Origin of the sequence: Streptomyces sp. CLV115 (assembly GCF_038448545.1) — a bacterium.
Taxonomy (GTDB): domain Bacteria; phylum Actinomycetota; class Actinomycetes; order Streptomycetales; family Streptomycetaceae; genus Streptomyces; species Streptomyces sanglieri.
On sequence record NZ_JBCEWQ010000059.1, the window covers coordinates 1 to 12,145 of the forward strand.

At 70.4% G+C, this 12,145-nt stretch carries 8 protein-coding genes and 1 pseudogene; 2 read left to right on the forward strand and 7 right to left on the reverse strand.

Annotated elements, in window-relative coordinates:
• Nucleotides 1–171: 171 nt before the first annotated feature.
• The 6 genes and pseudogenes from AADR41_RS20955 to AADR41_RS20980 form a co-directional block, all read right to left on the reverse strand.
• A pseudogene (locus AADR41_RS20955) lies at nucleotides 172–1,554 on the reverse strand (alpha-amylase); the annotation flags it as partial.
• A gap of 407 nt (nucleotides 1,555–1,961) precedes the next feature.
• Nucleotides 1,962–3,017, reverse strand: coding sequence for a LacI family DNA-binding transcriptional regulator (locus tag AADR41_RS20960; RefSeq protein WP_342282922.1), 1,056 nt, complete (start codon nucleotides 3,015–3,017; stop codon nucleotides 1,962–1,964).
• Nucleotides 3,002–4,726 carry a glycoside hydrolase family 13 protein gene (locus AADR41_RS20965; protein ID WP_342282923.1) on the reverse strand — a complete coding sequence of 575 codons (1,725 nt, stop codon included), beginning with the start codon at nucleotides 4,724–4,726 and terminating at the stop codon, nucleotides 3,002–3,004. The genes AADR41_RS20960 and AADR41_RS20965 overlap by 16 nt, the downstream gene beginning before the upstream one ends.
• 102 nt (nucleotides 4,727–4,828) lie before the next feature.
• Entirely contained in the window at nucleotides 4,829–5,710 is an 882-nt protein-coding gene (locus AADR41_RS20970; RefSeq protein ID WP_342282924.1) for a sugar ABC transporter permease, read from the reverse strand.
• Entirely contained in the window at nucleotides 5,707–6,726 is a 1,020-nt protein-coding gene (locus AADR41_RS20975; RefSeq protein WP_342282925.1) for a carbohydrate ABC transporter permease, read from the reverse strand. The genes AADR41_RS20970 and AADR41_RS20975 overlap by 4 nt, the downstream gene beginning before the upstream one ends.
• Nucleotides 6,727–6,745: 19 nt before the next feature.
• Complete coding sequence (locus AADR41_RS20980; RefSeq protein ID WP_342282926.1) at nucleotides 6,746–8,020, reverse strand: extracellular solute-binding protein; 1,275 nt, start codon at nucleotides 8,018–8,020, stop codon at nucleotides 6,746–6,748.
• A gap of 358 nt (nucleotides 8,021–8,378) precedes the next feature.
• On the opposite strand from AADR41_RS20980, the gene AADR41_RS20985 reads away from it, so the two are divergent.
• Together AADR41_RS20985 and AADR41_RS20990 are read left to right on the forward strand one after the other, a co-directional pair.
• Complete coding sequence (locus AADR41_RS20985) at nucleotides 8,379–9,416, forward strand: LacI family DNA-binding transcriptional regulator (RefSeq protein WP_342282927.1); 1,038 nt, start codon at nucleotides 8,379–8,381, stop codon at nucleotides 9,414–9,416.
• Nucleotides 9,417–9,534: 118 nt separating this feature from the next.
• Entirely contained in the window at nucleotides 9,535–10,512 is a 978-nt protein-coding gene (locus AADR41_RS20990; RefSeq protein ID WP_342282928.1) for a phosphatase PAP2 family protein, read from the forward strand.
• A gap of 24 nt (nucleotides 10,513–10,536) precedes the next feature.
• On the opposite strand, the gene AADR41_RS20995 is transcribed toward AADR41_RS20990, so the two are convergent.
• Nucleotides 10,537–12,135, reverse strand: coding sequence for an amidohydrolase (locus tag AADR41_RS20995; protein WP_342282929.1), 1,599 nt, complete (start codon nucleotides 12,133–12,135; stop codon nucleotides 10,537–10,539).
• Between the last annotated feature and the right edge of the window lie 10 nt (nucleotides 12,136–12,145).

The following is a 12,145-nucleotide window of genomic DNA, read 5'->3' on the forward strand; positions in this document are numbered from 1 at the left end:
GTATTTGGGGGGTGGGTGGGGGGGCGGGGCGGGGGCCCACCAGGGCGTCTCCTCGGACGGCGCGGACTCACCCGACACCGCGAGTGAGCCGTTCCATTGCTGCGCCGCCCTGCGGGGATCGCCCCGGTACGCCCCCGCCCCCGGTTGTCCCGGTCAGCCCGTGGTGGCGACGCCCGTGCAGGTACGGGCGTTCACCTGGAGGGCCAGTGCCGTGTTCGCGCCCAGGGTCGCGGTGAACCGGCCCGAGCCGTTCACCGTGACCCCGTTGCCGGACTGGATGTCGCAGTAGTCACCGGCGGGCAGCGAGGTCTGGAACGTACGGGTCAGCGAGGAGCCCTCGTGGTTGATCGCGACGTAGGCCTTGGAACCGCGGCCGAAGGCGATCTGGTCCCCGCCGTTGTCCCACCAGTCGCTGACGGACTCGCCGCGCGCGGTGTTGCGGAGGCCGACCATGGAGGAGATCTCGCGCCAGGCGTGCTGGCACTTCCAGCCGTCGCTGTAACAGGCGTTCACCGTGCCGCCGTTGGGCGGGCCCGCGTCCTTGTCGGACCACTCGTAGCCGGAGTGGACGTCGGGCGAACCGTACGGCCAGGCCAGCATGAAGACATGGGCGAGGGTGTAGTTCGCGCCGTCCTTGTAGTTCAGCGTGTCGCCGCCGCGCTCGGTGTCGTGGTTGTCGACGAAGACCGCGGCCTTCGACGAGGGCATGAAGCCCCAGCCCTCGCCGTAGTTCTTCAGATAGGCAAGGTTCTCGTTGTTGAAGACCTGCTTGAGGCTTCGGGCGTACCGGAATTCCTGGACGTCCCCGGTGCCGGTGTACTCGTCGGGCGAGACCGCCTCGCCCGCGCCGTATATCGCCTCCTGCTTCCAGTGGACGCCCGGGTCGCTCAGCCGTGACTTGATGTTCGCCAGGTCCGCGGCGGGCATGTGCTTTGCGGCGTCGATCCGGAAGCCGTCCACGCCCAGGGAGCGCAGGTCGTCGAGGTAGGCGGCGATCCGGCCGCGTACGTAGTCCTCGCCGGTGTCCAGGTCGGCGAGGCCGACGAGTTCGCAGTTCTGGACGTTGGCGCGGTCCTGGTAGTTGCTGATCTGCGCCGTGCAGTCGTCCATGTCGGCCGCGGAGTACACGCCGGGGTAGTCGTACTTGGTGTACGAGGAGCCGCCGGTGCCGGTGCCCGATCCGGCCGACATGTGGTTGATGACGGAGTCCGCGACGACCTTGACGCCGGCCGCGTGGCAGGTGTCGATCATGGCGGCGAAGGCGGCGCGGTCGCCGAGCCGTCCGGCGATCCGGTAGCTGACCGGCTGGTACGAGGTCCACCACTGGCTGCCCTGGATGTGTTCCTGGGGCGGCGAGACCTGTACGTAGCCGTATCCGGCCGGGCCGAGCGTGTCCGTGCACGCCCTGGCCACCGAGTCGAACTTCCACTCGAAGAGGACCGCGGTGACGTCCTTGTCGCCGGGGGCGGCGGCACTGGCGGTCGCGGTCGGGGATATGAGGACGGCGGCGCCCGCTGCCAGGGCGAGCGCCGCGGACAGTGGTCTGCGTGCCATGTTTCCTCCTGCTGTGGGGGGAAATGCGGGTGACGGTGCAGCCTCACGTGGCAACGCGCCCTGCCCTCAAGGCTCCTGAAGGTTCTTGCTGCAAGAATGCAAACCTTGCCGCAGGCGAGACCGTACGAGGCCATCAGGTTCCGGTCAACCCTTTGGACATGACCCGCTCACATCCACGAAACCCGGGAGTTTTCTCCCTGCAAGCACTTACGCAAAACATTGCAGCGCTGTTAAGTTTCTCCCGACTCCGGTCCGGTCGGCCGGGGGTTCCGGCGATCCCGGACCCCACGCGCCCGGCCGGCCGGGCCGGTCACGGACAAGAGGGGCACCCGGGGTCGCTCACTCCCCGCAGGCCCGTCCAGGGCCGGCTCCCGGTGCCTCTCCTGTACCGCCCGGCCCCATAGGCCTCAGCAGCCCCGGAGTGCGGCGGTGGATCCCCGTACCACCAGCTCCGGCTGGAACACGTACTCCGTGCGCTGCACCGGGCTGCCGCCGATCTCCTCCAGCAGCGCGCCCACCGCCGCCGCGGACATCGCCTGGACCGGCTGGCGCACCGTCGTCAGCGGCGGATCGGTGAAGGCGATGAGCTGCGAGTCGTCGAAGCCCACCACCGACACGTCGCGCGGCACACCGAGCCCGCGCTCGCGGGCCGCACGCACCACGCCCAGCGCCATCAGGTCGCTGCCGCAGACGATGCCCGTGCACCCCTGGTCGAGCAGCGCACCGGCCGCGACCTGGCCGCCCTCGACGCTGAACAGCGTCGGACAGACGAGGAGTTCGGCCTCGGCGCGGTCCAGGCCCAGCAGGTTCACGACGGCGTCGACGAACCCCTCGCGCTTGCGGCGGGCCGGCACATAGCGCTGCGGCCCGATCGCCAGACCGACCCTGCTGTGGCCGAGGTCGGCGAGGTGCCCGACGGCCATCCGCACGGCGGCTGCGTCGTCGGGCGAGACGAACGGCGCGCTGATCCGCTCGTTGTAGCCGTTGATCAGGACGAACGGCACGCCGCGCTCGGTGAGCGCGGCGTACCTGGCCGGGTCGGCCGACATGTCGGCGTGCAGCCCGGAGATGAAGACGATCCCGCTGACGCCGCGCTCCACGAGCTGCTCGACGAGTTCGTCCTCGGTGGCGCCGCCGGGCATCTGGGTGCAGAGCACCGGGGTGTAGCCGTGCCCGGCCAGCACCTGCTCGACGGACTGCGCGAACGCCGGGAAGATCGGGTTGATGAGTTCGGGCGTCACCAGTCCGATCAGCCCGGCGCTGCGCTGCCGCAGCCGTACGGGACGTTCGTAGCCCAGGATGTCCAGCGCCGCGAGCACCCGCTGACGGGTGGTCTCCGAGACGCCCGGTTTCCCGTTGAGCACCCGGCTGACGGTCGCCTCGCTGACCGCTGCCTGGCCGGCGATGTCCGAGAGTCTCGGCGCACCGGACCTGGGCAGGGGAACCGTCACACCGTCCACCACACCGTGGTGTCCGCGGGCAGCTCGATCTCGGCGCCGTCGGTGACGACCGGACTGCTGGACAGCAGGACGGTGCCGCGCACGGGGATGCGGACCGGGCGGCCCGTCGTGTTGACGGTGCAGACGAAGCCGGGGCGGGCGAAGATCAGCAGCCCCTCGGGGGCCTGGAGCCACTCCACCGAGCTTCCGGCACCGAGCCCCGGGTGTGCCCGGCGTGCGGCGATCGCGGCCCGGTACAGCTCCAGGGTGGAGCCCGCCACGCCGGTCTGCGCCTCCACGGACAGCTCGCCCCAGCCCGCGGGCTGCGGCAGCCAGCTGCCGCCGTCGCCGAAGCCGTACGAGCTGCCCTCGCGGGTCCACGGGATCGGCACCCGGCAGCCGTCGCGGAAGCCGTCCTGACCCTCGGCGCGGAAGAACGACGGGTCCTGGCGTACCTCGTCGGGCAGGTCGGTGACGTCGGGCAGGCCGAGCTCCTCACCCTGGTAGACGTAGGCGGAGCCGGGCAGCGCCAGCATCAGCAGGGTGGCGGCGCGGCCCCGGCGCAGACCCAGCTCGCGGTCGCCGGCGGTGCGGATCTGGGTACCGAGGCCGGGCGGGTTGGCGAACCGGGTGGTGTGCCGGGTCACGTCGTGGTTGGAGAGCACCCAGGTGGTGGGGGCGTCGACCGGGCGCATCGCGTCGAGCGAGATGTCGATGACCTCGCGGAGCTCGGCGGCGTCCCAGGAGGTGGACAGGTACTGGAAGTTGAACGCCTGGTGCATCTCGTCGGGGCGCACGTAGTTGGCGGTGCGCTCGACGGTGGGGGTCCAGGCCTCGGCGACGGCGATCCGCCCGCCCGTCGCCCGCCGCCCTTCCGACGAAGGCGCTCCGGGCCCCATGGTGTCGGGGTACTCGTCGAGGATGGTGCGCCAGGATCGGTAGATCTCGTGCACCCCGTCCTGGTCGAAGAACGGCATGACGTCGTTGCCGAGCAGCTTGAGCTGGTCGTGGCTGCCGAGGTCGGGCAGGCCCTCGGCCTTGACGAGACCGTGGGCGACGTCGACCCGGAAGCCGTCGACGCCCATGTCGAGCCAGTAGCGCAGGATGGAGCGGAACTCGTCGGCGACGGCCGGGTGTTCCCAGTTGAAGTCGGGCTGCTCGGGCGCGAAGAGGTGGAGGTACCAGTCGCCCGGGGTGCCGTCCGGGTCGGTGGTGCGGGTCCAGGCGGGGCCGCCGAAGACGGACTCCCAGTCGTTGGGCGGCAGTTCGCCGTCCTCACCCTTGCCGGGGCGGAAGTGGTAGCGCTCGCGCAGCGCGGAGCCGGGGCCCTCGGCGAGGGCGCGCTTGAACCAGTCGTGGCGGTCCGAGGAGTGGTTGGGCACCAGGTCCACGATGATCCGCAGGCCCAGGTCGTGGGCGTCCCGGATCAGACCGTCGGCGTCCAGCAGGGTGCCGAACATCGGGTCGATGGCACGGTAGTCGGCGACGTCGTATCCCGCGTCGGCCTGCGGGGAGGCGTAGAAGGGGCTGAGCCAGACCGCGTCGACGCCGAGGCTCCTGAGGTACGGGAGTCTGTCGCGTACGCCTGCGATGTCGCCCATGCCGTCGCCGTTGCCGTCGGCGAAGCTCCGCGGATAGACCTGGTAGATCACCGCGTCCCGCCACCAGCCGGTCTGGTGGGCCGGAGCGGCGCCGGACGTGCCGGTGGAGGGGGCAGCGAGGTGCTGGGTCATGTCGTCCCTGGGGTGTCTGGGTGGGGAGCGGCGCCGGGGCCGGGTCGGGATTCCGGCGGCCGCCGTGACTGGAGCGTGCGGGTCGTGCTGCGGTCGTCGGCCTCAGCCCTTGACGGCTCCGGCGGACATGCCGGTCACCAGGTGCTTCTGCGCGAACAGGAAGACCAGGGCCGCGGGTATCGCGATGAGCACGGACGCGGCGGTCATCGGACCCCACTGGGCTCCGTACTGGTTGACGAAGAGCTGGAGTCCGCCGGCGAGGGTGAGGTTGTCCTCCCCGACCATGAAGGCGGAGGCGTACGCCACCTCGCCCCACGCGGTGATGAAGGAGTAGAACGCGGTGACGGCGAGGCCGGGCTTGGCGAGCGGCAGGATCAGCCGCCAGAACGTGCCGAACGGGGTGAGGCCGTCGACCTGCCCGGACTCGTCGATCTCGCGCGGGATGGTGTCGAAGAAGCCCTTCATCATCCAGGCGCAGAACGGCACCGAGATGGTGAGGTAGGTGATGACGAGACCGGCGGGCTGGTTCAGCAGCCCCATGCTCGCCATGATGTTGTAGATCGGCACGATGAGGACGGCGACCGGGAACATCTGGGTGACCAGCAGCGTCCACATCAGCCCGCGCTTGCCGGGGAAGCGGAAGCGGCTGACGGCGTAGCCGGTGGAGGCGGAGACGATGACGCCGAGGAGCGTGGTGAGTCCCGCGATGAGCAGGGAGTTGCCGAACCAGGTGAGGAACTTCGTGTTCTGGATCAGGTTCGTGTAGTTCTCGAACGTGGTCTCTTTGAAGAAGTCCGTGGTGGTCGCGAACGCGGCGGGCTTCAGCGAGGTGAGCAGGACCCACAGCACGGGGAAGACGGCGATCACGGACGCGACGACGAGCGTCAGGTGCAGGCCGGCGGAGGCCAGCGGCGAACGCTCCCCGCGCAGCCGGACCTTGGGCGCGGAGCGGCGCGCGGCGGGGGTGGGTGCGGTGGTGGTCACCAGTCGTCTCCCTGGGTGCGCAGGACTCGCCGGTAGACGGCGGCGAAGATCAGCAGGAGTACGAGGATCAGTACGCCCCAGGTGGAGGACTGCGCGAAGTCGCGCGGGCTGATCTCGAAGGAGAACTTGTACGCCTGGGTGACCAGGATCTGGGTGGCCTCGCCGGGTCCGCCGCGGGTCAGCAGGTAGATCACCGGGAACATGTTGAAGGTCCAGATGGTGGAGAGCAGGATCACCGTGGTGGAGACCGGCCGCAGTCCGGGCAGCGTGATGTGGCGGAACCGCTGCCAGGCGGTGGCGCCGTCCATCTCGGCGGCCTCGTAGTGCTCGCTGGGGATCGACTGCAGTCCGCCGAGCAGGGCGACCATCATGAACGGCACGCCGAGCCAGACGTTGACGGCGATGACGGAGAACTTCGCCCAGGTGGGGTCGTTCAGCCACGGGACGGCGTCGATGCCGCCGCCGGAGAGGATCTTGTTGAGCAGCCCGCGGTCCTCGTTGTAGAGGAAGCGCCAGGCGAAGACGGAGACGAAGCCGGGGATGGCCCAGGGCAGGATGAGCGCCATCCGGTACGCGGAACGGCCGGCGATCCGGCGGTTCAGGATGTTGGCGAGGGCCATGCCGAGGCAGAAGGTGATGGCCACGCAGGAGACCGTCCACACCAGGGTCCAGCCGAGCGTGCCGAGGAACTGTTCGCCGGTGAGCGCCTCGGTGTAGTTGTCCAGCCCCACGAACTTGTACGTGGCGGGCAGGTGGTTGACCCCGATGGACCGCGCGACGTTGCGCTCGTTGGCGTCGGTCATCGACAGGTAGATGCCGCGGACCAGCGGGTATCCGATGATCACGCCGATCACGACGACGACCGGGGCGACCATGGTCCAGGCGTACCAGTGGGTCGACAGGGCCCGCCGGAGCCTGCCCGGCGGCGGGGGTGTGCCAGTGCCGCGGCTCCGGCCGCGGGCGACGACGTCGTCGCCCGCGGCCTTCGCCACCGACTGGCCGGTGTGGACAGCCATCAGCCGGCCTGCCTTCCTGTTACTTCCAGCCCTTGAGGAGCTTGCGGTAGGAGTCGCCGGTCGTCCTGGTGGCCTTCTCCGGGGTGGTCTGTCCGGTGAGGACCTTGGTGTACTCGGTCACCAGCGGGGCGAAGAGGCTGCCGGTCTCGGGGATCCAGGGGCGCTCGACGGCGGTCTCGACGACGGGCTTGAAGAAGCCGACGATCTCGTTGTCGACGACGTCCTGACGGGCGTAGGCGGAGGTGCGGGTCGGCAGGAGGCTCAGCTCCTTGGTGACCTTGGCCTGGGTCTCGGCCGACGTCATGTAGTCGACGAAGGCGTAGGAGGCGTCGAGGTTCTTGGAGCCCGCGTAGACGGCCAGGTTGTGGCCGCCCTGCGGGGCGCCCTGCGCGGCGGAGCCGGCCGGGACCGGGGCGATGCCCAGGTTGGCCTTGTCCTTGAACTCCTTGCCGGCGTAGGTGTCGGCGACGGCCCACGGGCCGTTGATCATCATGGCGACCTTGCCGTCCTTGAAGGACGCCTGCATGTTCTCCCAGCCGTCCGTGGCGTCGGTCTTGGCCGCCCCGGAGTCGACGAGGTCCTTGACGACCTTCATCGCCTTGACGCCCGCGGGGTTGTCGATGGTGACGGACTTGGCGGACGCGTCGACCATGTCGCCGCCCTCGCCGTACAGGAAGGAGAGGAACCAGTACGCGTCGTCGCCGCGCAGGTACATACCGGTCTTGCCGGTCTTGTCCTTGATCTTCTTGGAGACGGTCTTCAGCTCGTCGACGGTCTTGGGGACCTCGACGCCGGCCTCCTTGAAGATCTTCTTGTTGTAGAAGATTCCCATGGAGTCGATGACCTGCGGCACCGCGTACGTCTTGTCCTTGTACTTGGTGGACGCGGCGGCCTGCTTGAGGAAGTCGCCCGAGTCCTTCAGCGCGGTGGTGCCGTCGAGCGGAGCGAGGTAGCCGAGGTCCGCGAACTCGGGGGTCCAGGCGACCTCGGAGCGGATGACGTCGGGGGCGTCGGAGCCGGACTGCGCCGCGTTCTTGAACTTGTTCTGCGCGTCGCCGAAGGGCACGTTGACGTACTTGACGTCGACCTTCGGGTGCTTCTTCTCGAAGTCCTCGGCGATCTTCTTGAAGACCTTGTCCTCACTGCCCGCGGTGGAGGTGTCCCACCACGTCACCGTGCCGGAGAGCTCACCCGAGCTCTTGCCCGTGCCGTCGGACTCGTTGTCGCTGCCGCAGGCGGTCGCCGCGAGGGCCAGGGCCGCGACCAGGGCGGTGGCCGTTATGCCACGTCGCATCTGAACTCCTTCAACTGCCGTACCGCTCCGTCGCGGCGCCGGGTCGACGAGAACGTAACAAGGATGAAAGAACGCCGAAAGAGTTTGCGGAAGATTTCTGCAAGCACCGACGATCGTTACATTCGCGTGTCCTCACGGTTGCCGTCAAGACCCTTGACGGCGGGCATCACACCCTGGCAGCGGCAGGCCACAGCCCGTAGGCCGTGCGGTGCGACGATCCGACCGGAGCCGACAGACCCGGCCCGCAAGACCTTGCAAGAAGTTGCCGGTAAACCCTCGCGAACCGGCGCACGGAGGCAGTCGTCCGATTCATGCCCATGGTGGGCAATCCGACATACGCCCGGTACAGTCCACTTCCATGACCGCACGGCTTGCCGATATCGCAACTCAGGCGGGGGTCAGCGAAGCGACGGTCAGCCGTGTACTGAACGGCAAGCCCGGTGTTGCTGCGGCCACCCGCGAATCCGTTCTCGCCGCGCTCGACGTCCTCGGCTACGAACGGCCCGTACGGCTGCGCAGGCGCAGCGCGGGACTGGTCGGCCTGATCACGCCCGAGTTGGAGAACCCCATCTTCCCCGCCCTGGCCCAGGTCATCGGCCAGGCGCTGACACGGCAGGGCTACACCCCGGTGCTCGCCACCCAGAGCCCCGGCGGCTCCACCGAGGACGAGTTGACCGAAATGCTGGTCGACCGCGGCGTCTCGGGCATCATCTTCGTCTCCGGACTGCACGCCGACACCTCGGCCGACATGCAGCGCTATGAGCAACTGCGCGCCAAGGGCGTCCCCTTCGTCCTGGTCAACGGCTTCTCGCCGAAGGTGCAGGCGCCGTTCATCTCGCCGGACGACCGGGCCGCGATGCGGCTCGCGGTGACACACCTGGTGTCGCTGGGGCATCAGCGGATCGGCCTGGCGGTCGGCCCGAAGCGGTTCGTGCCGGTGCTGCGCAAGATCGAGGGCTTCCACGCGACCGTGCGGGACCAGTTGGGGCTCGCGCCGGAGGCGGTGGAGGGGCTGATCCAGCATTCACTGTTCACTCTTGAGGGTGGACAGGCCGCGGCCTCGGCACTGATGGAGCGGGGCTGCACGGCGGTGGTGTGCGCGAGCGACATGATGGCGCTCGGCGCGATCCGGGCCGCCCGGCGGCTGTCGATGCGGGTGCCACGCGATCTGTCCGTGGTCGGTTACGACGACTCGCCGCTCATAGCGTTCACCGATCCGCCGCTGACGACGATCCGTCAGCCGGTGACGGCGATGGGCCAGGCCGCGGTGCGCACGCTCCTGGAGGAGATCGGCGGCACGCCCGCTCCGCACAGCGAGTTCGTCTTCATGCCCGAACTGGTCGTTCGCGGTTCAACGGCAGCCGGCCCCGGGCCCGCTCCGGCCGCCACCGCCTGACCGCTCAAGGATCCCACGCCCGCCCCCTGTACGCAGTTCCGTCACCCACGGATGTGCGGTCCGGCCCCGGCCGGTGGATGATCGGGCGGAAGGGCGTTTTCTGGCAGACTCTGTGCCTATGGGTGAATTGAGCGTGACATCGAAGGAAGGCCGGCCCGAGGCCACCCCGTCACCCATCGTGGACGAGGCGGCCCCTGCGGCGAACGCGAGGCAGGGCACCGGACGTCGTGACGGCGGCCCGGCGGGACAACGTTTCCCGCTCGCCGCACTGCGTTCGCTGCGCTCCCCGCGCCGACCGCGCCTCTGGTTCGAGATCCTGCTCGTCGCGGCCAGTTACTGGATGTACTCGCTGGTCCGCAACGCCGTCCCGGAGCAGCGGACCGACGCGCTGCGCAACGCGGACCGGATCTGGTCGGCCGAGAAGTACCTGGGCATCGCCGTGGAACAGACCGTCAACCATGCGGTGAATTCCGTGACATGGCTGATCGTCTCGATGAACTACTACTACGCGACACTGCACTTCGTCGTCACCGTCTGTGTGCTGGTGTGGCTGTTCCGCCGTCACCCCGGCCGTTACGCGGCGGCCCGGCTGGCCCTGTTCGCGACCACGGGTGTGGCGCTGCTCGGCTACTACCTGTATCCGCTGGCGCCGCCCCGGCTGATGAACGGCGGCCGCTTCATCGACACCGTGCTGGTCCACCACACCTGGGGTTCGATGGCCTCGGGCAACTTCAAGAACATGTCGAACCAGTACGCGGCCATGCCGTCGATACACATCGGCTGGTCGCTCTGGTGCGGCCTGACCGTCTTCGCGCTGGCCGCCGCGCCCTGGGCGCGTGTCCTGGCCCTGCTCTACCCGACGATCACCCTGGTCGTCATCGTGTCGACCGCCAACCACTTCTGGCTGGACGCGCTGGGCGGCATGGCGTGCCTCGCCTTCGGTTACGCCGTCTCGTACGCCTGGTACGGCTCGCTGCCGCACCACCTGCCCAGGCTGGTGCCGCCGCCGCGCGGCAGGGCCCGGCTGTCGGGGCTGTCCGCGGGCGCGCCGGTGACCCGGCGCCCGGCGGCGGGCGCGGCGGCGGGCCGTCGCTGAGGACCCGGTCCGCCCGCCACCGCCTCAGCCCCGGTGCGTCACCCGCCCCCCGCACACCGTGAGCCGCACCGGCGCCTCGCCCAGCTCGTCCGCCGGCGCGTCCACCGGATCCACGCCGAACGCCGTCAGATCGGCCCGGTGGCCCACCGCGATCCGGCCCGCCACCCGCTGCTCCCCGGCGGCGACCGCCGCGTGCGAGGTGCAGCCCTCCAGCGCCATCAGCCCGGTCAGCGCCTGCTCGGCGGTGACCGGCTCGGTGTCGTACGCCCCGGGCAGCCGCCGCAGCCGGGCCGTGGCCAGCACCTGCCGTACGTCGTAGTGGGCGATCGGCCAGTCCGAGCCCAGCGCCAGGTACGCCCCGGCGTCGCGCAGGTCCCGGCAGCGCCAGGCCCGGCCGGCCCGCTCGTCGCCCAGCCGCTTCGACCACTCGTCGCTGTGGTCGGCCCGGGTGTACGCGGTGTGGGTGGGCTGCATCGAGGCGATCACCCCCAGCTCGGCGAACCGGGCGGCCAGACCGTTCGGCACGGTCTCGATGTGCTCGACGCGGTGGCGGAGCCGGCCGCTCTCCCCCAGGGCCTCGACCGTGTCCAGCACATGCCGGACGGCGGCGTCCCCGATGGCGTGGGTGGCGGTGCGCACCCCGGCGTGGTGCAGCTGGTGGACGGCGGCGGTGTACGCCTCGGGGTCCGGCCAGAACGCCTCGGTGCCCTCCCCGTGGCAGTCGGCGTGCTCCAGCCAGGCGGTGCCGCCCTCGACGGTGCCGTCCATGAAGAACTTGACGCCGCCGACCCGCCAGAGCCGGCCCGCCTCGCTCTGTACGCGCACCAGCTCGTCCAGGGCCTCCTTGTCCGCGCCCGGCATGCACCAGGGGGCCAGCCGCAGCCGTACCGGCAGGTCGGTCTCCTCCTCCACGGCGGCCAGCAGCCCGGGCACCGAGCCGTCGGCCAGGTCCATCACATGGGCCCCGGTGAGACCGGTGGCGGCCATGGCGGAGAGCAGTTCCACGAGGCGGGCGCGGCGCTCGGCGTACGAGGGCCTGGGCAGCCGTTTCCCGACCAGGTCCATCGCGGCGTGCTCGATCAGGTGCCCGGTGGGGCGGCCGTCGGGGTCGCAGACGACGGTGGAGCGCTGGGCGAAGGTGCGCGGGCCGGTGATCCCGGCGCGTTCCAGGGCCGCCCCGCCGGCCAGTGCGGAGTGCCCGTCGTAGAGCCGGATGAAGGCGGGTGCGCCGCCGGTGGCGTCCTCGATCAGCGCCCGGTCGACGGGGCGGCCGCCGAAGGCGTTGTGGTCCAGGCCCCAGGCGACGATCCAGCCCTCCGTCCGCTCGGCCCCGGCCAGGGCGGCGCGCAGCTGGTCGAGGTCGCGGACGCCGGTGAGGTCGGTGCCGGTGGCCATCTCCAGGCCCCAGACCGGGTGGCTGTGCGCGTCGACCAGGCCGGGGGTGAGGGTGGCCCCGGACAGGTCGATGTGCTCGGTGCCGTTGCCGCGCCACTCGCGCAGCCCGGCCTCGTCGCCGACGGCGGTGATCACCCCGTCCTTGACCGCCACGGCGGTGGCTTCCGGCCGGGCCGGGTCGAGGGTGCGGACACGGGCTCCGGTGAGGAGGAGGTCGGCTGCGGACATGGTGGAACTC

Bases quoted from the DNA above. Each gene is read 5' to 3' on its own strand.
- AADR41_RS20990 (WP_342282928.1), top strand. From the start codon at position 9,535: ATGGGTGAATTGAGCGTGACATCGAAGGAAGGCCGGCCCGAGGCCACC.
- AADR41_RS20980 (WP_342282926.1), bottom strand. From the start codon at position 8,020: ATGCGACGTGGCATAACGGCCACCGCCCTGGTCGCGGCCCTGGCCCTC.
- AADR41_RS20965 (WP_342282923.1), bottom strand. From the start codon at position 4,726: ATGACCCAGCACCTCGCTGCCCCCTCCACCGGCACGTCCGGCGCCGCT.
- AADR41_RS20975 (WP_342282925.1), bottom strand. From the start codon at position 6,726: ATGGCTGTCCACACCGGCCAGTCGGTGGCGAAGGCCGCGGGCGACGAC.
- AADR41_RS20995 (WP_342282929.1), bottom strand. From the start codon at position 12,135: ATGTCCGCAGCCGACCTCCTCCTCACCGGAGCCCGTGTCCGCACCCTC.
- AADR41_RS20985 (WP_342282927.1), top strand. From the start codon at position 8,379: ATGACCGCACGGCTTGCCGATATCGCAACTCAGGCGGGGGTCAGCGAA.